Source organism: Pseudoalteromonas sp. Z1A8, assembly GCF_011378855.1.
In the GTDB taxonomy this organism is placed as follows: Bacteria; Pseudomonadota; Gammaproteobacteria; order Enterobacterales; family Alteromonadaceae; genus Pseudoalteromonas.
Map to the genome: position 1 here is coordinate 120,431 of NZ_WTLB01000005.1, position 22,385 is coordinate 142,815.

Below are 22,385 nucleotides of genomic sequence, written 5' to 3' on the forward strand. Positions count from 1 at the left end.
GTTAAAATGCTTAAACACAGTAAATTGCATACAGCAATATTACTTGCATGTTGTTCTTTATCAGCTTTCACACACACTGCATATGCACAAGAAGAAACAACCGCAAAACAAGCTAAAAGCAATTCAGACGATTTTGAAGTTATTTTAGTGAGCGCACAAAAACGCGATCAAGCATTAAAAGAAGTTCCCTCTTCAATCGAAGTGCTAAGTGGTGATTTAATTCAAGAAATTGGTATAGATAATGGGTTTGATTTAGTCACCTACTTACCTGGTTTTGGCATTGATGACAGCAGTGAAATACGAACTACAACATTAAAAACACGTGGTATAGGCACTTTTACAAATTCAATTGGCTTACAGTCTTCAAACCTTGTCGTTATAGATGGTGAAGTATTACCCCGCCAATCAATGCTTAACTTACCTATTTCAGATGTACAGCGTGTAGAAGCAATGCGCGGCCCACAAGGGACTTTATTTGGCCAAAACACATCAACAGGCCTATTGCATTATGTAACTAAAAAGCCGCAACTAGATGACCGAGTTTCAGGCACGGTTAGAGCACAAGTTACTGAGTTTGATGGCACTGATTTTAGCGGGACCGTAAATGTACCCCTTAACGAAAACTGGGCAGCTCGATTTAACGCGCAATACAGTGATATTGATGGTTGGATAAAAAACACCATGCCTGGTGAAGAAGATTACACTATTGGCGCAAAAACAACGAAAGCTGGTCGCGGCCAACTTTTATACGATAATGGCCAAGAGCTAAACGTACTATTTCGCTTAGAATATTCAGAGACAGACACAAATTGTTGTTCTCTTACTCGTTTAGGTGGAATAAACCCAGATTTTGGCCCTCGTCCAATCGTTAATGTAAAAGACGATGGCACTATTGAAGGCACAACCTATAACCGTGTAAATCCTGAGTCTACTTTTGAAGAAGCCGGCGGCCCAGTTACATCGCGTAATGCTGAAGGTAACTTTGGTAGAACAGAAAATTTTGGCTTTTCAATATCGGCCGATTACTACCTAAATGATGAAATTACACTTAGCTATAATGGTAGCTACAGAGATTTTGATTTATATAACAGTTCAGCATTTTTTACTATTAATTTTCCTGTAGAGCGAACCGCTTTTGGTGGTAACGAATCGGTTGATGTTCTTCAACAAGAATTTCGTATTTCGTCATTTAATAATGAAAAGTTTGATTGGGTATTAGGTCTTTTTTACCATGATACCGACGGTCAGCGTTCTGAAATACGTGATGGCTGTATTGCAGGTAACCGTGGCTTTATTGAAGGCGGCGAATTAACAGGGTGTTATTCAAAGCAATCTACCGATGCTTTTTTAGCTAACTATGCAACTACTGGCGATGACGACCGCTCATTACTAACGCCTTCTCGCTTACTAAATAGTGGTGATTTTACAACTGGTTTTGAAAACGTCGCTATTTTTGGACAACTTGAATACCAAATAACTGAGCAATTAGATGCTACTTTTGGTTTTAGATTATTACACGAAAAAAGTGATGCAACCTTTGCTCGTACAGATTTGGCAACACCTTCTACAGGTGTTGGAATGGAAACATTCAATGAAGTATTAGAACTTGCTCAAACAGATCCATCGCTTATTTTACGCCAAGACGCGCCAACTAAATTTGATAACTCAGACACCGCCTTTATATACAAAGCGGTTGTAGGGTATGACTTTACTGATGATATTCGCGGTTATGTAAATTATTCTACCGGCTATAAAGGGGCATCTTACTTTGTAACAACAAATACCGACCCTGCCGATGCAGACAACTTCCCTACCGATCCTGAAAACTCTTCAAACTTTGAAGTAGGTCTGCGTTCAGCATATTTTGATAATGATTTACTGTTTAACTTTACGTACTTTGATATGAGAGTTGACGATTATCAAGTACGTGCCAGCCGTGTAATAGATGAAGAAAATAACATTATTTTTGCAGGCTATGTAAACGCAGCACAAGCACGTTCAACCGGTATTGAAGCCGATGTAGTGGTTAAAATATCAGATAAATTAAAGTGGTCGTTTAACTACGCTTATTTTGATGCACGCTACGAGGACTTTGCTGATACACCTATAAATTGTCCTGCTGGTGATGGTGGTTTACTTGCTTCTCGCTGTACAACTGATTCAACAGGCCGTCAGAGCTTTGATCAAACGGGTTTATCTTTCCCTAATAATGCTGAGCAACAATTTTTAAGTACTATTTCATATAATACACAAATTGCTGATACAGGCTGGAATGCTAATACACGTGCAGTTTGGCGTTATAATGGCAGCCACACGCAATCAATTAACGAACTTGCCTTTGGCGAATCAGCTAACCCATCGTCAAGCATTTGGGATGGTTACTTAAGCGTAAGCAAAGATAACTTACAGTTTAGTGTATTCATTAAAAACTTATTTGATAAGTCGTACACTACTCGCCAACGTATAAACTCTGAAGGGTTTGGGGAAGCATTCTATCCTCGTGACTGGAGTCGTTATGTGGGTGCAAGCGTTCAATATAGCTTTTAATAGATAACGAAAACTAAATACAAAAAAATAGCGCTTAATAAGCGCTATTTTTATATCTGCATTTAATTACTTACAGCGGCTCTTTTCTTCCAACTAACTCCCCGTTAGCGTCATTTATAACTGCATTGCTAATATCTACATGCTCATTATTACTCCAACGAACCGATACATTATTTATCTGTGTACACGTACCTAAACCAACGTGTAACTTATTATTTTCGCTTTGTGAAAAGCCAGCACCTGTTGCGCCTACAACACGCTTATAATTTTGCCCACATGCTTTTATAGTCGCAGTAGCTCCCAATGCCGACACACCGGCTTTAGGCGAGTAACCAATATTAGTGACTAAAAAGTTATGCTGCGTATCTAAAGCTGTGTTATTAGTAAATAAATGCCAACGGCCGCGCTCGTTTGAGTAAATTAAGTCAAGGTCCCCGTCATTATCGTAATCAAAGGCCTGTGCGCTGCCCCCTGTTGCTCCAAGCTCAGTTGAAATAACACCATGATTTTGTAAAGCCTTAAAGCCTTTACCTTGCTGATTTAAATACAGTAGCTGCTCGTTGGCTTTTGCCGGATTGCCATAACGTAATACAAATAAGTCACTCCAACCATCGTTGTTAAAATCTCCGGCTACAGCACTGGTTGTGGGTTCGCTAAGATTAATATTTAGCTTGGCTGTTGCATCAACAAATTTTCCTTGCTGGTTTTCTAATAATACCGCTGGTAATGGCTCAAGCCCTTTTACTTTAGGTGAATTAGTCACTCTTTTAATAACACCGGCTGTAGGTGATTTAGTATCCCCCGCTACGCGCCAAGTATCATTACCTAAGTAACCTATATATAAACCTTTTTTATTTAGCTTTTTAGGCCAGCCAGCAGCTTGCTCTTTTGTTACCTTTACCGTACGTTCACTGCCGCCGTGCCCTTGTAATGCTAAAGGCGCACTATTTTTGCCAATAAACACATTAAAATGGGGGTAAGCCATTTGCAGGTTTTCTATTTCAAAGTCACCTTCGATTTTAAAATCTTCAAATTTAAATGCTTCGTTACGAGTAAAAAAAGCAAAGTTTTGAGATTGAGCATCGTAAAAGGTGTGTTGCTCAAATTGGTGTTTAGCGCGAGTTAAAAATAAATCAAAGTCACCGTCATTATCAAAATCGATTTCGGTCATGCTGCTTACATGGCTAATATTGCGATTATTTCCTAGTACAGCCTTACTTTTATTTTTATAACCTAAATCAGATTTACTCTGCGCTACAACAATGTCATCTCCGCCGTAAAAAAATAAATCATCGTGCCCGTCATTATCAAAATCACTAACTAAGGCTTTATAACCAAGCCATTTTGCAGTAGGTAAGTAATCGACAAACTTAAAATGATTATGCCCTTCGTTTTTATATATATGGTTGGCTCCCTTTTTTTGCTTTTTAAGCGGAAAAGCAGAGAGCATTAAATCTAAAGTGCCACTGTTATTGCCATCAATTAATTTAACCGCACGTCCGCGTGTACGTTCAAAATTATCAAACGTTTCTCCGCCTTCAACAGTCCGGTCATGATTTATTTGAAACGATACAGGTAAACGCGGTTTTAGGCCTCCACCACCGCCTTGGGCTATTATTAAATCCATACGACCATCTAAGTCGTAATCAGCAACAGCCACGCCGTGTGTGTCGCCTTTAATAATTATCTGTGGTGCTGAAAAGGTATTGTTTTTGTTATTCCAAAAAATTTTTACTGCGTGGGTATGCTCAGTAATTAATACATCTTGATAGCCATCTTTATCAAAGTCTGCAATCAGTGCACGGTCCCATTTACGACGCGATAGTGGCTCAAAAGGTATAATATTGTGTGATTCGCTAAACATTAATTTATTACTGCTGTTGTCGCTTAGCGTTTCATTGCTTGCCCTTTGAGTGGTATTACATCCATAAAGCAGAATACTTGTAGCGATCAGTGATAAACAAAATAACGTGTTTGCTGGCTTACTATTTTTTTTCATTTAACCCACTCCTTACTTAACTGACTGTAATGGTTTTTGCTGCCACACACGGATGTATTCAATTTCAAAGTCGACTACACCATCATCTTTTTTGCCCTCAGGGCTATTACGTTCAAGCTCTTCTTTACTTTTTGGTACGCCATGCCAAGGAAAAGTCTCCTGATCAAGCCATAAAAACAGTGGCTTAGTGGCTACATAGCCTGTATCAACCCCGCGGTGCTCTTTTGCCCAGGCATCAGCTTGTGCTGCAGATACTTCGCTAAATAATTTACCGTCAACATAGTATTTAATTCCTTGGGCGCTCCAGTCAATTCCATACACGTGAAAGTCATCGGCTACTCTAAAGCCTAAGTCTTTTCGTTCTGTGTAAGTGGGCTTGCCCATTACCTTTTTATTCCAATCGCGGATTGACCACCATAACTCACTGTCTATGTGATCTTTTTTAGGGTCGTGCGAGTCGCCAAATAATTCAAAAAAGTCAACTTCTAACTTTTCGCCCATCGACCAAAATGCACTGCTCACTTGCGCATCAGCGGCTTTGCTTTTAATTTCTATGTATCCGTACTGAAAAGACTTTCTGCCGATAAAGCATGCCGTTGTGAGGTTTTCGTATTTAAGTGCATCGCCAAACACAGGCTTATGTATTTTTTGTTCAAAAGGAAAGTCAGGCTCCCAACGTGTCTCGAGTTTTAGTTTGCCATTTTCTAGGCGGTAGTTATTACCCGAAAATTGCGAAGGTGCGCGGCCTTTCCATACTTTTTTATTTGGATTATCTGGATGCTTATAAATAGGTTTACCGTTTTCTATTTTACCCACAATGTACCAACGTTCTTCATCGATAGTGCTGGTTTCAAATTCGTCACTTACTTGGGTGTTAAGTACCCATTTACCGGTGTTTTGCGGATCTGTTAAAGGCAATAAGTTATTTTTAGTTTGGGGAAGCTTTTGCGTGTTAGTCGTCGCATCGCTGCTACAACCGCCAATGGTTATTACCGACAATAATGCTGCTGTGAGCGTCAATTTATGTGTTTTTATATTTTTTTGCGTGTTGTTCATGATGTCTCATTATTTTGTATGTAAGTTTGTGTGAAAGTTAAAAATTAATACGTAAATAAATAGATTTTTTAGTGGCTTATAAGCAAACAAAACGACTTTAAACCTATTTAGTTTAAAGCCGCTTTAATTAATATTATGTTATGCGTCTAGTACTCGCTTAAATATCGATACGCGTAACGGCGTAATCGTCAATCAAGATTGAATCACCCGTTGGCAGTCCATACACTTCCCAAAGGGTAAACACATCGGTAATTGAGCTCCATGTTGCTGGAATAGCCCAGTCGCGTTGATTAGTTGAATCCTCTACAAACTCGATGTATTGCCACTGCGTAGTGGCTGCGAGTGCTGCGCTAAATAAGCCCGCTTCTGAGTAACGACCTGTAAATCCATTTGCATCCTCAGGTATGCCGTCATAAACCCACGGTACAACAACATGGCGCAACGTAACGGGTTCAACAGGCACTTGATTTAACTTAACCCACACGGCATAACGGTATGTTTTACCAACAGACTCGGCACCACGTCCATAGTTGGCGCTATACCAGTTACGTTGTTTATTCCAAACTTGCTGAGTTGCAAAAGAGTACGGTGTATTCGCTTCACCTTGAGTTGCAGTACCCGCTGTAATTTCAAGCGAACGACCATTACCCGACACAGAGGTTGCCGATACACTATAAGTGGCATTACCTTTATAAGGTGCACCTTCACCATTGAGGTTAAAGTCGGTGTTAAAGCCTGCTTCGTGTTCAGACACACCCGGCTCACACATTTGGTTATTAACAGTATTAACCGTAATACTTTTTTGCGAAATAAGTGATAAAGGTGTACTTGCTGTATCGCCATCAATAAGTTCAACCGTTACCGTATTTGGGCTGTCTATTGTTGTAGGTGCTTTAATGGCAAGTACTTCTCCAAAGCCGCTTTTTGCGGTTAAGCTTTTCGTAAATGAAACTTCATCGTTAAGTGTCCAATCAAAAGTATATTCGCCGCTTAACTCTGCGTTTAGTAAAGCAGGCTGCACTTCTACACCACTGGCCACACAGATAGGAACGTCCTTGTTACCTGAAGAAGCGCCTAACTCGTTTTTATCGTCGTTTGTTATTGCAAGACTAAAAGCACCTGTCACTGTAAGTGTGGCGCTTGCTGAAGCTTCGGGGTTATCAACACTTGTGGCTGTAATAGTCGTTTCACCGGTATTTTTAGCGCTAATAAGGCCATTTTCATCAATGGTTGCAATATCTTCATCTGCAATTGAGTAAACAAGTGCGGGGTTACACGCGTAATTTGGTATCGCTGATGCGAATACACTTGCTTGACCACCAGCAGGGATTTCAATCGGCGAGACGCTGACCTCAGTTACAACATCATCAATCGCATTGACAGTTAATTGTAATGTACGTGTAGGCAGTGCGCCGCCCGCAGCAATAGCTGCACCATTATTGATAGAATATGTAATGTTATAAATAACTTGGCTCGGAAAGTCTAAGTTACCATCAGCAATAGGGTTACCATCGCCATCTAAAGCGCCTCTAATATCGGTTTGGTCGCATTGTCTTAATGCCGCCGAAAACGCATCGGTATTTACAACTAATTTAGTGCTATCACTTGATTGCGTGAAAGGTGAAATTCGGTGTGATGCAATAGTATTAGCACTTGTTTGTGGGGTAGTGAAATTATTATTAACCACAAACTCTAACTCACTTACGTTTATGGTTGCACCTGACTCAGAGGCTGGTTTACCGTCGATTGTTACGCCTTGCAGTAAATCAATTTCTTGAACTCCGGACTCTTCATTTAATGTGCTCGTGATCACTGCGGTATCGATTACAAGTGCTAAATCAGATTTAAACTGCGGATCATAACCTTCATCCGTTCCGCCGCACCCTGTTAATACTGAAAATATAACACTGCTAATTGCTGTTTTTATTAGTAAGTTATGTTTCATCTTACTCTCCAAATTTTGTAAGACAGCGCGCCAAACGTGGCCCGCTGCTAATAGTTTCTCAATTAAAAGGTACCGCGAAGACCAACACGGAACTGACGACCTGTTTTCCAAACTGATGCTGTACGCGAAGTAGTTACACTGCCATCTTCAATTGCATTACCTTCATCGAGCACAACCTCTTGCGAGTTAGCTTCAAACGCATTACGACTAAATGAACTGGTGTAATAAATTCGGTTAGTTTCATCAGTTAAGTTAAGTGCCTGAAAAGTTAAGCTAAAGTTTTTATTAATTTTATAACTTGAGCTAAAGTCCAAACGATGGGTTGCCTCTTGCCATGTAGCGCCGCCAACTAAACCTCGGTTAACTAATTGATCCCCGGTGTAGCGACTCGCTAAACGTAATTGAATCCCTTTTTGTTCCCAATACAGTGTTGTATTTAGAGAATGCTTTGGAGTGAAAGGTTGTGGTAGTGGTTTTAAAAATATATCGGTATTACCTACCTGCTGACGATCAGATTCTGAATCTTGGTAGGTATAGTTCATGTTTAAACCTAAGCCACCCCAATAACTTGGTAAAAAGTCATAGTTTTGGTTGTAACCTAGTTCAACACCTTTAATATCTGCGCCTTTACCATTGGTTACTGTGGTTACGTTTACAACGTCACATTCAATGCGCCATTGGTCAAAAAAGCCTGCAACTTGTCTAAGTGGCATACAATCTTCTTCGCCACCTGGTGCTCTATTCTCATCGTAATCAAGTAATAAATCGGCTGTTTGTAAATCGTATTCGGTCCTAACGTCTTTATAGTGATACGGAACAACAACCGTTTCTTCAAAGTCTTTCATATCTTTGTAAAAGAACGCTACCGACAGCAAGCCTGAATCGCTAAAGTACCACTCATAGGACAAGTCGAGATTGGTTGATTTAAGCGGTTTTAAATTTGCATTACCTGCTGAGCCATTAGCAGAGTCCCATTGTTGCTCAAAAATTTGTGTACGTGGGTTTAATGAATCAAAACGAGGACGCGTCATGGTTCTACTAACAGCAAAACGTGCAATCATTTCTTCGTTAACTGCATAATTTAAGTTTAAGCTAGGTAAATAAGCGTCATGTCCGCCTTTTTTAGTTACCCAAGCAACGCGGTCTTGTACTTCACGTCCGCTACCTTGTGTTCCTGTAAATGAAGTTGTTCTGTCTAAAAATGGCCAAATTTGTCCGTTACTTGCAAAGTGTGCCCATGCATTAGCTGACGTTGGAACTAAATTTCCGTTGCTGTCGTAAATTAAAGAAGGTAATGCATTGTTAGCTATAATGTTGCCATTTTCATCTACAAACACTTGCTGATTTACACCCAGTCCGGTGTTCCCATCAGCCCCGGGAATTACAAACTGACCCGTTTGCGGATCAACAGGGAAAGTAGCTGGGTTTGAGCGGTTATACGCATGAGTGATTTGCCATGCCCAACAGTTTTGTAGCTCAGCATCGTTTGCTGGTGTGTAACGATGATCAGGCTGACCCGTGTCAGAGACCCCCATAACAGCTGCCGGGCAGGCATCTAAATTTGTATTTGCTAAACCACGCTCAACTAACAAATTATACGCATCAACCATTTGTGGAAAACGCGTATAGTTAATACCGCCTACGCCTGTTGCTGTTGTGTCATCTTTTACATACCTAAGGCCTAAGTTACCTGTTAGCTTGCCATCCATCAGCTCAAAGTTTGCTTTAAAATAAGCGGCTTTTGTTTCGGTTTCAATATTACGACTGCCTGTAATGGTTTCGCGTATACCTACTTCGCCTGCATCTTTACCTGAAACAATCTCAAGCGCTTTTTCGGCATCTAGTAACGGCCAGCCATTAAAAAACTGTGCAGAGCGATCTGATTGAATATCTTCACCAAAATTATCGTAAGGATAGGCACTATCAGCTACTATATCGGCTAAGCGAATTGTACCAAGCCCACGTACTTCAAACGCTTGATCAGGGTCTTCTAAATCTATTAAGTCACTGCCATTTGTGGTTGCTCTATTTTGAATAGAGACATCTTTTTTACGATTTGACCACTTAACTCCAAATTCAAGCGATCTAATAAAGTCACCATCAAGCGCATAGTCAAAATCAACAAAAAGCGACTTATTTGTATCCGCTAATTTGTTTTTACGAAGCACTAAACTACCTAAGTGATTGTGCTCCATATCATACGGATTAAAACGGCTGTATACCGCATTAGACGTACCATCAAAGGCGTCAAACTCCCCTGGAGTAACACCTGTTGAGTAACTACATTCTCCACTGCTGCCGCAGTCGTAGCCAACCATTTCGTGGCTGCCATCGGGCATTGATTCAACTATTTGGCGACCTGCCGTGCCCCAAGTAGCTGTACTAATAGAAATAAAACGATCTTTTTCATCATCGTCAGGTGTTTCATCAGTGGTTTTTGAAAAACCAGCTCTTACATTCATATTTAATGAATCGGTTACCTGATAATCAATATCGAGTGACGCTACATTAGTATCAATCTCTCTAAGTCCGTAGGAGCGAACAAAGTTACCACTTGTAGAGCGGCTACTTGATTGCTGCAAGGTATTGGTAGATAAATCAACCCCGTTTAGTGCTGTATTGTCGTCACCGGCATAAATTAAAGGTGTTACAGGCCCCATGTTTAAACGTAGTCGTTGACTGTCGGTTAACACATCTTGCTCTGTATGAGTTACATCTAGCTGAATATCGAGTGACTCTGTTGGTTGGTATTGAAAACCTGTAGACACTGACAAGCGATCTCGTTGGTCATTATTTAATGTAAAATCAATAACCTCACGCGCTAAAACAAATAAATCACCTTCATGTAATATTTGCGTTTCAGGGTCGTAATTATTAAGTGAACTCAGTGGATTTAATAATGCTTCTCCATTTTCACCAAAAAGCTTATTTCCATCTGCATCACGTTGATTGCCAAGTACCCTGATTGCTTTACCTGTAACGGTGTCATGTGCTGTACGACCAGTTGCATCATCTAAATCAACAATAGGAATTGCGCCGTTAGCCCAATCGGTATTGATACGATCTTGTCGTGTTTTTTGGGTATCTTTAGAGGCCGTTATAATAAAGCCAAAGGTGTCGTCGAAGTATTTATCAGAAAAGCTAAAATTAATGCGTGAGTCACTTTCATCAGAAAACTCGTTGTAGCGCCCTTCAACCGTAAAAGAACGACGTGGTTTGTTTAAATTTAGCGGTTTTACAGTTCTAAGCACAACACTTGCGCCGAGTGAGCCTTCATCGTTATCAGCAGAAGATGTTTTAATTACATCGATAGATGACAATATATCTGACGAAAAAGAGCTTAAATCAACACTGTTATCGTTAGTAGCACCCGCACTAGAGCCATCGGTACTTAGCCCGCCGGTAAGTGCGACACCATTCATTGATATTTGATTTAAAGAAGGTCCGGCACCACGAATTGATATACGAGTTCCTTCACCACCCTCTTCTTGAATACTCACCCCGGTTACTCTAGATAGTGCATCAGCGATGTTTTGATCTGTTGATTTACCTACATCTTCAGCATGAATTGAGTCACTTACGTTGTCGGAAAAGCGCTTTGCGTTTACCGCTTTTCGTAAGCTACTTTTGATCCCTTGGACTTCAATTATTTCGATATCTTTTTGTAGTTTTATTTTCTCTTTTTCTTCATCTTCTTGTGCAAAAGCAGATGATGAAATAAGCGAAGCAATAATAGCTGCAGAGACTGCTGATAACCTAAAGTTATGCTGCATTGTGTGCTCTCCTGTTTATCGGCATCGTTTTTCTCAATGCCAGTGTGTGATGATGTTGTCTATTTTTATTGTTAGTTAAGCGCCACAGATAAAATGAATGAACGTCCTGGTATCCTAATTTCGTTTCAGAGCGTTGCTTAACTTGCGATCAAGTTAAACATATGATGTTTATATTTACAAGTCGTTTACTTTGATTTTTACATTTTTGTTTCTTTTTTAAACGAAGTAATTTAAATCGCTGTTTTTAAACAATTTAAATTCATTAATATTTAAGTGAAAGTAACGTAGATATTTTTATTTTTTATACAAAACAAAAAAAGAGACTCAAAATCCCCATTAATAAATAAAATATGTTGTTGAAAATGATCAAAATTGAGTTGTTCAGAAAGAAATTTACGAGGGTTTATAATATTAACTTATGCTCATTAGAATATTTACAGCGATCAAAAGCTGCCAATCAGCAGTTTTGAAAGCGGTAAACCAAATGTATTGCCCATAAATCTAAAGCTCAAACATACACGGCAATACACACGATTTTAATTTAAGAACCTAATTTAAGCGCTTAACTTAAATTAAAACCTTACTTATTATGTAACTTAATTTCACTTACCGTATAAGGTTTGCCATGCCCAGTATTGGTAATGCCTGGGCCTGTAAGCAAGTCAAAATTCGACATAAGCAAAGAGCCTTTATAATAAATAATATCGGCGGGTTGGTCTAATTCACCATTTTCTGAATTGTTATCGGGGTACGATGCAATAACGGTTACATTTTGGTTTGTATCAATTTTTATAACTTGATTATTTAAAAAACCTGCGGCGTATAAATTACCTTGAGGGTCTATAGTTAAGCCATCAGGTCCACTTCCTTTTGGAAGTGTTGCATAGGTACTTTGGCTAAGCAGGTTGTTGTTTGTATCAAACGTTAATTTATAAATTAAGTCGTCACCTAGGTTGGTTACAAACAAGTTGCCCTGTGAATCAAACACTAAGCCATCAAGTCCAAATTTACGTTGCTTATTAGCTGTTTTAGCCAAAAACAATAAATGCGGATCATCTGTACTGTTAGTCACTAATATATTGGTATCTGTGGCCTTAAAACGATATATCCCGCTGAGAGTCTCGGCCTTATTTTTACTTGGCACACGCAGTTGAGTTACGTAAATATAGCCATTTTGATAGCGCACACCGTTTGGCGAACTCATGCCTTTTGCTACTATTTGAGTATTGATGACTTTGTTATTTTTTAAGGTGAGTTTAAGTAATCGGGCTTTGCCAGCACCTTGGTTATCGGCTATAAATAACGAGCCATCGGGGGCATAGGCAAGCCCCATAGGGCGGCCCTTCCCTTTATTGTTTGGCCCCGATAACTGGGCTATTTTAGTAAACGTTTTATCATTATTAATATTAACCAGCACACCCGCTTGTAGCCCTTTATTGGCATAGTTAACACACGATAAAGTAAGCTCTCCTGAAGGAGAGACAGCAAAAGCGTCTGGGGTTGGGCAATAATCAGGGAGTGATGCAAATAAACTCGCACTCTCAAGCAGTGTATTAGACGTTTTAACAGACGCTAAAGATGCACTTTCTCCCCCTTTATTTATATTTTTATTATTGCTTTGAGCCGTGTGGGTACTGCAACCAAACACAGTAAATAAGCACACTAGACCCGCTAATTTATTTTTAAGATGAGTGATGTTATTTTTATTCATTATTGCTCTCTTTTACTCTTAATTTTTTGCGAAAAAAAAGCAAGGCTTGTTACCAAACCTTGCTTTTTACCTCTCATAGTTAACTTTGTCGTAATCAAACGTTGTAATTAAAAATTGATTACTTGATCTGTCCCAACCTTAGATTTATTGATTACTTCGCCATTGCTGTAACGCACACTTACGTTATCTATTTCGTTGCACTGGCCTAAACCAAAATGAACCACGTTATCAAATGATTGTGTATAAGGTGCGGCATCAGGCGACACGCGTCTTGTAAGGGTTTTACCACAGCCTTTAAGTGTCGCTATAGCGCCAATGGGGCTAGCATTATGCTTAAGTGAATTACTTATACGCAGTAATGCATAGTGATTACTGTTATTGGCTTGATTACTAAATAAGTGCCACTGACCTCTGTCGTTATTCATAATAATATCGACCTGGCCGTCTAAGTTGTAATCAAATACATTTGCGCCTGAGCCAATGGTACCTAAGGTGTTTGTTATTAACCCCGAATGAGTCGCTTGGCTAAATGTGTTATCGCCATTATTTAAATACAGTATTTGCGATGTAGGCGTTACCAAGCTGCCTTGTTTAACAATAAACAAATCTTGGTAGCCGTTGTTGTTAAAATCTCCCACACTTATGCCGGTCGTATTTAAATTTGTTTTAATGCCAGCTTTAGCACTCACATCTACAAATTTTCCACTTTCATTTTTAAGTAGTAAATCCGATGGTGCCACTGGTTTTTTATTTACCGTATAATGTTTAATACCGGTTACAACACCCGTTGTAGGTGAAAAAGTATTACCCGCCATACGCCATTTATCATTGCCTATATAACCAACATACAAACCTTTATTAGGTTGGGTATCGGCCCAGCCTAGGCCATTACTGCTAACAATATTGACGTTTTGACCACTGTGCCTTTCACCTTCAAATTTATATTTATAAGTGCCTTCGCCTACAAATACATCTTGGTTTGGATAAGGTGACTGGTAGTTAACTAAATTAAGCGTATCGCCAATAAGTAAGTCATCATATTTAAATGGTCCACGCTTGGTGTAAAAACCAAATGTGTGGCTTTTAGCATCAAAAAACGTATCGCCTGCTTGTAATGGGTTGGCACGACTTATATATAAATCAAAGTCACCATCATTATCAAAATCGATTTCGCTAACACCCGTCGCATCCATTATTTTATTAGGTAAAACATTGGCGGTTACGTCACTAAAGGTAAAGTCGCCATTGCCTTTTAAAACACGTAAAGCACCGTCGCCGTAAATCACTAAATCGTCAATTTTATCGTTATTAAAATCTGTAATAAGGACTTTTTGACCATCTCGATTAGTTTTTGGTAAATCACTTGCGTGAGTTATATTGCCGCTACCATCGTTTTTATAAATAAAATTACTGGTTTGTTTACCGCTATTAGCCTGCGGGAATCCCATTAGTAATAAATCTAAATGACCGTTGTTATTGGCATCAAAAAACTTACTAGTGCGCCCACGCAACGTTGGCAGTTTGGGTGAAAACTCACCGCCTTCAACAATTTCTCTTTTGTTAAAGTGAAATAACTTAGCATTACGCGCGTTATCGCCAGAGCCACCACCACGTGAAAGCAAAATATCCATTTTGCCATCTTTGTCGTAATCGCCTACGCCAATACCGTGCATATCACCTACAATCAGGTCGCGTCCTTTGTCGTAAACGCCTTTATTGTTCCAATACAAACGAATGGTATAACCATGGTCGGTAAGTAATAAATCTGGGTAACCGTCTTGGTCTAAATCGCTTATTAATGCGTTATCCCATTTACGGCGATTTTTATTTTCTAATTTAATTGCTTGGTGCTGCTCAGTAAATAATGTTTTACCCGGTGTTAGCTGAGCACCCGCTAGGGCACTCGCTTGTTGACAACCTAGTAAGCTTGCGCCCACACATAACAAAGAAACATGCCATACAATTGTTTTTACTTTCATAAAGCCTCCATGAATTTGATAAAACTTACTTAGTTGTTTTAAACGTTTTATCGAATCGTGGCATGGCATCTAATCGCCAGTTAGCACCTTCAGTCGTTTCGTGAAACCATTTTGGCTGTTGGTTATCCCAACTCCATTTTTCCATTTCGCGAACCATGTCGGTTAACAGTGCTTTGTTAGATTTACTTACATCGTGTTTTTCAGAAATATCGTTTTCGATATTAAATAACTGCCATGGTTGCTGGTTGACTTTTAATGCTTTCCATTGGTTCATACGAATTGCAGCATCGCTGTAACCCTTACGATGGCGAAGTGCATAAATAGGCTCATCTTTATGTGGGTTTTCATTTTTAATAAATGCAGGCCACATATTTGTACCATCTAAATGTTGGTTTTCTTCAACTTTAGCGCCCGCTAAAGCTGCAAATGTTGGGTATAAGTCAAGTGCCGATACAGGATGCGAAAAACGCTTGCCCGCAGGTACATGTTTAGGCCAATGAAACAACATAGGAACTCTAAAACCGCCTTCTTGTGTACTGCCCTTACCTGCTTTAAGTGGGAAGTTATTAGCGCCTTTACTTAATTTGCCACCGTTATCGCTCATAAATACGATAAGCGTATTATCATACTGATTATTTTTTTTCAGGGTTTCTACTAGTTTACCCACGCCGCGGTCAACTGCGTAAACCATAGCTGCGTATGTTTTACGGTCTTTATTTTTTATATTAGGAAACATCGCCATATCTTCGTCTTTAGCTTGCAATGGCACATGCGGTGCGTTGTAAGCTAAATATAAAAAGAATGAATTTTTTTTGTCTGCTGCTTTGTCTACAAAATTAACGGCTTCGCGCGAAAGTGCATCAGTAATGTACTGCGTTTCTTTTACTTCTTTGCCGTTGTGCTCAAGCGGAGTAATGTACTCAAAAATATTTTTTAAGCCTTGTGCCTTTTGCTTTTTATACTGAAGTTGATATTGGTCAGGAAAATAATTATGCCCACCGCCTAAAAATCCATAGTATTCATCAAAACCACGTTTATTTGGATGATACTGCGGCGCATCGCCCATATGCCATTTACCTAATGCACCGGTAAAATAGTTATTTTCGTTTAGTAATTTACTAATAAACTTAGCGTCAGTAGGCACGCCTACGTTTGAGCCGCGTGTCGGTAAATTAAATTGTGAGCCAATCTTATGAGGATAACGACCTGTCATTAATGCCGCTCGGCTTGGGCCACAAAACGGGTGCGCTACGTAAGCGTCTGAAAAGGAAGTACCCGATTTAGCAAGATCATCAATATTTGGGGTAATAATATCCTTAGAGCCATTAAAACCAACATCTGCATAACCTAGGTCATCTGCAACAATAAGAATAATATTGGGTTTTTGTTCACTTGCGTGTATGCCCGCAGAGCCAATTAATAAGGCAAGCGATGATAAAGCGCTCAATAATTTTGTGTGTGTTTTCATAGTGCCAATCTCAATTTTGATAATAAAAAATAGCAGGCCAATTAAGGCCCACCAAAGGGCATTACTCGGCTATAAAAAAGCTTTCATGTGGTGATTAAATTTAGTTAATGATGGGTCTTCAATACGCTTAAGCTCTCCCGCCATTTTATGCACTAAATCAGTAAGCTGTTTTTTGTATTTAGGATTATCTATTTGGTTTGTGATTTCGTACGGATCATTTTTTAAGTCGTATAATTCATCGCGGCTGTCGCCTGGATTCCATACAAATTTCATTTCAGGGGTACGTATAGCTCTAATACCAAACCATCCGCCGTTGTACCATTCGTAGGCATATAACGAAATATCATCTTTACCAGCATCGGCACTATCGCCTTGTTTCATCAATGGTAAAAGTGAACGTCCATCTTCGTCGCCATCAAGGGGTAGTGTCATCCACTGGCGAAGTGTTGGTGCTATGTCTAGCATAGACACTTGGCGGTTAATTATTTTAGGCTCAAGGCTAGGGTCACGAATTATAAGTGGCATACGCATTAATTCGTCGTATGCATATGGGCCTTTGTCATAAAGGTTATGCTCGCCTAGCATACTACCTTGGTCGCCTACTAAAATAATGTGTAGGTCGTCGTATAAACCTTCTTCTTTGGCGGTATTAATAAGCTCGCCAACTGCGTGGTCAATCATGGCAATGGCACCATAGTAAAAACTATGTGCTTTGCGCCAATCGGTTTCAGTCATGTGGCTTACATCGTGCCAAGGCCACCAAATATCATCTTGTGCCATTGGTTTATGTTTACGTTCTATACCAAAGTTTTTAGGAAGTTTTATGTCTTTGTAGTCGTACATGCTGGCGTAAGGTTCTGGTACGCGGTACGGCGGATGAGGTTGCTCAAAACTAACAATACCAAAAAATGGTTTGTCTGATTTGGCCGCATTTTGCAGCATTAATTTGCCTTCGTTTACTTCTTTAGCTGTTACTGTATCTGCATATGTACCCGGAAGCGTTTTATAGTAATCGTGCTTTTCGCCGTTTTTATCGCGCTCACCTGCATTCATACGGGCAACATTTTTTTGTGTTCCATAAGGCGTAAAAGGACGGCCATTACGCTCTTCATCTTTATCGTGCCCCCACATAAAGTTAGCACCGCGCAGTGCTGGGCCTTGTGCGCCTAAGTGCCATTTACCTACATAACTTACGTCGTAACCTACGCTTGTTGCACGTTTAATTACGCTGCCTTCACTAAGTGATAACTCCGAAAGACGTGAATGATAAAGCCCCACGTTATCGTCAAGCCCCGTTTTATGTCCCCAGCGCCCAGTAAACATAGCCGCGCGCGAAGGAGAACATAAGCCAGTAGATGTCATCGCTTGATCAAAACGTGTACCTTCGTTTGCTAATGCGTCAATATTTGGCGTTGAAACTGGGCCATTACGATAAGAAAACGTATCAAAGCGCATATCATCAAACAGTAAAATCAGCACATTTGGCTTTTTGGCTTCAGAGTTTTTCAGCTCTGCATCTTTTGCATATAAATTGGGAGAAAATAATGTGCAGCACCCTAACAGCATCACCATTTTTATTTTAAATAAGTTCATGTGTGTGTCCTTTTAAACAACTAAAAATTGCTACGTCAGTGTTTTAACAATCTGCCTGTACTTTATTATAAAAGCATAAAATTGATTTTAATAATATAAACATATGATGTTTGTATTGGCAACAAATAAATTTTAATTTGGCTAATATTTACACTTTATTAGAATGGGCTTTAGGGTTTTTATTGCTTTAACCACGTTCTCACGTAATCAATTTCCATTGATGTTGGAAAACCTTGTGCAGACTGATTATCTGAAGGATAAAATTGATTACATTTCCATTGTGTATGCGGTGCGCGTAAGCCCTGCGATAATGTTAAGTTCATATCGCGGTGCCAGTACAAATTCTTTTTATAGCCAACCTGAACGTTATCTACATACCATGTAATGTCGTCTTTGGTTACATTAACCCCATAAGTATGAAAGTCTTCACTGGGATCAAATGGTAAGTGATAGCCATTATGGTTTGTTTCTGGCGAGCTACCAGGTCGCATCCACTTGGGTGCGCCATCTTTTATAACAATATTATGTAGGTCGTGGTCCGACTCCTGAAGCGTCTGTTTTTGAGTTAACTCAACTACATCTATTTCACTATATTGCACATCGCCTTCATTCGTTAAAGTACGATCTATTTTGCTGTACATCCAAAATGCAGGTGATACTCCCGGAAATTTATCCGCACCCTTTATACGTGCCTCATAATATCCGTAACTCCCTGTTGCCCTAGATTTAGCAACTCCCGAAGTGTAAAACAACTTATAATTAGGCACTTTTGTTTTATTACAGCCATCCCAAAACGTTCTTAAATGCGTTTCTCGTTTAGTGGTTAGCTTTAATATACCTTCAGAAACACTGGCATTTTCATCTTTCCAAGACCAAACACCGTAGTTTTCTGTTTGAAAATTCCATTTTTCAGCATCTTTAATATCAAACTCATCTGAGCGTTCAGTTTGTAAAACCCAATTTTCGCCTGGTTGCGCAATATGAGGCATCGGCTGAGCATTAACCCCTGCACTACCAAGGATTAAGCTCAACGATATTGCTATTAGTTTAACCTTATTATTTGCTTTCATTTGCTATCCACAACTTAATGTATCGTGTTAATTGAAAAGCGAGCACATAGGGATGTACTCGCTAAAAAACTATTTATTGAGCTGTAACTTCAACAAGCAAGACACCCTCAGAAGGAATATCAAAGCTGGTATTCATTTTATTGCTCGTCATTAAGTTTTTAACATGAATAGATTTACCATTTTTAAGCGACAGATCAACGGTTGCTGTTGTGTGGCCTAAATTTAAAATATTAACCAGGTAACTACCATTGTCTTGCTTAACAGTACGCCATGTTGTGGTTTTAAATGACTCACCATTATCTACTTTTACAACAACATCAGGCGTACTATCCGAAACCTCTGCAAGAGCAGTTTTTTTAATGGCTTCAACGTCTGTGCCTTTTGGCATAACAATAAGCTTACCTTTACTGGCAACTAACTTAGCCTTACGTGGATGCCCGTACTCATCTAAAGACAAGCTTTGCGCTGAGTCTAAAATAACGGTACCGCCTTTGTTTAAATACCCTTGAAGCGCTTTAAACTCTTCATCTGTAACAAAGTTATTGCGATAAACCAGTATTGCATCCCAGTTGCTATTGTCTTGCTTTTCGATTACATCTTTAGTTGCAAAACCAAGCGGGAAGCCTTCAAAAAATAAATTTTCGTAAAGTTTGTAGCCCTTTGTCATATAGTCGTTTGTATTAATTGCTGTTGTTTCAGAGTAAAACAAACGAAGTGGACGACGCTGCTCTCTAAGCTCAACAATTTCCTCAGAAAAACTATTAAGATCAAACATTACTTGGGTAACTTCGTTAGTTACATGTGGCTGCATATTGTTAGAACCCGCAAAAGCACCGCCAAGACCTGGGTCAAAAAAGTCCAGATCGCCTTCTAAACGATCCTCTGGTGAACCATCTGGATCACGTGCCCAAAACCAGCCCATATTAGCATCCATTCCAAGTAAAGTTGCAAGCCAATAAACACTACGTACATAGCTTGTACGTGTGTCTAAATCTCGCCACTGACCCGATGATAAAAAATGAGACTCTGAATTTACATTAATTTTATTAGGCGCAACTGATTCCATAAAGTCATGAAACATAGTAACTATGCCCCAGTTATATGCGTACTTTTCAATCCACTTAGATGACTTACCAGGACGAATATTTTCGCTACCAAACGACTTAGCATCGTGCCCTACCATGGTTGTTAACTCAGCTAATGCTTCGGTATCAATACCGCCAGAGCGTGAATCGTCCATAAACATGCGCGGCATAATTTTTATATGGGTATCAGCGTCTTCATTTACAGAATGCAGTTCGTTTTGAACGTAAGTAAACCAGTCAGTACTTCTGTCCATATTGTAACGCGTCCAGTCGTACCACTTAGGCTCGCCTTTAATCGCAGGATCAATCGGTATCTCAATAGCTACATCTGTAAACTGGCTAAAATGCGTTCCCCAGTTTTCATTTAGCTCGTTAATATCACCTTGGTATTTTTTATCTAACCAACTTCTAAACTTATTTAGTGTGTATGAAGAGATGCTGGTCATTTCTTCATATTTTTGTGTCCAGTGGCCTTTTTCGGCGTACCAATGCGGCTCGTTAGCTAACACAAACCCAACTTCAGTTACTTTTTTGCCTTTAGTAAGCTCACCCGTTTTACGAATTATTTTACCCCAAAGATCTCGCGCTAATGGGTTATCAATATCGAATCCTGTAAATAACGAACGGCCTTTTCTAACTTCTGGCTCTTGCTCTTCAACCCACTTTGGAATACCCATTAACCAGTAAACTAAAAAACCAATGTTGGTATCAGGGATACGCGTTAGCTCTTTCATTAACTCTTCGTCAAAAGTGCCATCTTCACGCACTAAAAATGAATTAATAGCACGGTCGTGATCTACCGGGTATAGATCTTCACCGCCATGATAGAGCGCGCCTAAATGATCGTTATAAACATCTTTATTTGTAAGTGGCTGACCAACACTCTTTGAAAAATAGTCATATAAAAAAATAGGCTTGCCATTACTAACAAACATATTGTCTTGTGCTTTAGTATTTTGCCAATCAACCTTATTTACAGGGCGGCGTTTGATTTCGCCTGCAAGCTCTTTAGACAAGTCATCAATACCTTTATCTAAAATTTGAATGACTTTTTCGCGTTCAAAATTTGGTAACTCTTTTGCTAACCTTTCCTTGTCCGCAGCATAGTGGCGCTCGTAACCAAAAAGCTTTACAACCGCGTCGTAATTATTTTCATCCCAGTTAGCAAATTTTAAAAACTGCTCTGCAAACCAAACTACGCTTTCTTCACGAGTCACATCAATCTGTTTAGTTTGAGCTTGTTCCATCAGCTTTTTAAGTTTACTGATTTTTAAAAGAGCAGATTGCTCGTAACTATTTTGAGAAGCGCTTAGTGTTTCTGTGCTATCAACTTTAGCTACGCTTTCTTGCTGAGAGCATGCTGTTGTAAGTAGAAATAAGGGGGCTAGTGTGAAGCCTAATAGATGTTGTCTCATATTTTCTCCCGTTGAGGTCGTTATGTGTTAACAGGTTTTTGCACTGCTGTTATTATTTAATATCGACAACATACATCATATGTTTGCATTTGTAAGCTGTTTTATTTTCAAAATGAAATAGTAAGATACTGAAACACTCTTATTAACCAAAATATTCATTTCAGCCGTGGTTATATTCAAGATTACTTTTACAGTTGTGTATTTTACCCTGTTCAGGCTGGTTGTTTTCATAGAAAAGTAGCACTCGCTTACATCCATTTAAAAATAAGTGAAAACCAAATATAGCTGTAAAGTAACCCGGTTAAATGCGACTCGTTAATTTAGTAACGACACCGCTATCGCTGTATGATTTTGCAGGTTCGTTGTAATCAACTAGCTGATCGGCTTGTGGATAGCCCGCCAACTAACCTGCCGAATACTGAAACTGAAATGCCATCCTTTATGAAATTCGAAGATACGAGTGTTATAGCTATTTCATCAAAGGTATAGTCTTTAATTTGATAACAACAAAATACGTTACACGTTTTTATTTTTCATTTTATTGAGCAAATTTATATGCAAATAGCATAGAAATTATTTCTTATTGGGTCGGTACAATCATTGACACATTAAGGTTATGTGATGGAATTGACGAAATTTTTTATTAAAAAGCGACCCTAGCTTATCTTGAATTCAAGTATTAAGTGCAATCATTATGCAGCCACCAGAACTTCTGATTGCCCCGTAAATAATTCATGAGGGGTT

Annotated in this window: 11 protein-coding genes; 1 reads left to right on the forward strand and 10 read right to left on the reverse strand. The window is 39.3% G+C overall.

All coding sequences use genetic code 11. The features are described from left to right. Nucleotides 1-6 precede the first annotated feature (6 nt). Entirely contained in the window at nucleotides 7-2,547 is a 2,541-nt protein-coding gene (locus tag GQR55_RS03785; RefSeq protein WP_166419489.1) for a TonB-dependent receptor, read from the forward strand. Nucleotides 2,548-2,617: 70 nt separating this feature from the next. Here the strand turns inward: GQR55_RS03785 and GQR55_RS03790 are convergent, their stop codons facing one another. From GQR55_RS03790 to GQR55_RS03835, 10 genes are all read right to left on the reverse strand, one after another. Next, nucleotides 2,618-4,546, reverse strand: coding sequence for a CRTAC1 family protein (locus GQR55_RS03790; RefSeq protein ID WP_166419490.1), 1,929 nt, complete (start codon nucleotides 4,544-4,546; stop codon nucleotides 2,618-2,620). A 12-nt stretch (nucleotides 4,547-4,558) separates the two neighbouring features. After that, nucleotides 4,559-5,602 (reverse strand): family 16 glycosylhydrolase, encoded by a 1,044-nt coding sequence (locus tag GQR55_RS03795; RefSeq protein WP_166419491.1) that lies wholly within the window; start codon nucleotides 5,600-5,602, stop codon nucleotides 4,559-4,561. Nucleotides 5,603-5,759: 157 nt separating this feature from the next. Further along, a complete protein-coding gene (locus GQR55_RS03800) occupies nucleotides 5,760-7,547 on the reverse strand; it encodes an Ig-like domain-containing protein (RefSeq protein WP_166419492.1) in 1,788 nt (595 codons plus the stop codon). A 62-nt stretch (nucleotides 7,548-7,609) separates the two neighbouring features. After that, on the reverse strand, nucleotides 7,610-11,320 hold the full coding sequence (locus GQR55_RS03805) for a TonB-dependent receptor (RefSeq protein ID WP_166419493.1): 3,711 nt from the start codon (nucleotides 11,318-11,320) through the stop codon (nucleotides 7,610-7,612). 580 nt (nucleotides 11,321-11,900) lie between these two features. Then, complete coding sequence (locus GQR55_RS03810; protein WP_166419494.1) at nucleotides 11,901-13,031, reverse strand: SMP-30/gluconolactonase/LRE family protein; 1,131 nt, start codon at nucleotides 13,029-13,031, stop codon at nucleotides 11,901-11,903. Between the two features lie 107 nt (nucleotides 13,032-13,138). Beyond that, nucleotides 13,139-15,010, reverse strand: coding sequence for a CRTAC1 family protein (locus GQR55_RS03815; protein ID WP_166419495.1), 1,872 nt, complete (start codon nucleotides 15,008-15,010; stop codon nucleotides 13,139-13,141). Nucleotides 15,011-15,035: 25 nt separating this feature from the next. After that, a complete protein-coding gene (locus GQR55_RS03820; protein ID WP_166419496.1) occupies nucleotides 15,036-16,478 on the reverse strand; it encodes a sulfatase-like hydrolase/transferase in 1,443 nt (480 codons plus the stop codon). Nucleotides 16,479-16,547: 69 nt separating this feature from the next. Then, nucleotides 16,548-18,071 carry a sulfatase-like hydrolase/transferase gene (locus GQR55_RS03825; RefSeq protein ID WP_166419497.1) on the reverse strand — a complete coding sequence of 508 codons (1,524 nt, stop codon included), beginning with the start codon at nucleotides 18,069-18,071 and terminating at the stop codon, nucleotides 16,548-16,550. Between the two features lie 179 nt (nucleotides 18,072-18,250). Further along, nucleotides 18,251-19,141: a family 16 glycosylhydrolase gene (locus GQR55_RS03830; protein ID WP_166419498.1), complete on the reverse strand. Its 891-nt coding sequence runs from the start codon at nucleotides 19,139-19,141 to the stop codon at nucleotides 18,251-18,253. A 73-nt stretch (nucleotides 19,142-19,214) separates the two neighbouring features. Beyond that, on the reverse strand, nucleotides 19,215-21,641 hold the full coding sequence (locus tag GQR55_RS03835) for a glycoside hydrolase family 42 (RefSeq protein ID WP_166419499.1): 2,427 nt from the start codon (nucleotides 21,639-21,641) through the stop codon (nucleotides 19,215-19,217). Nucleotides 21,642-22,385: the final 744 nt, after the last annotated feature.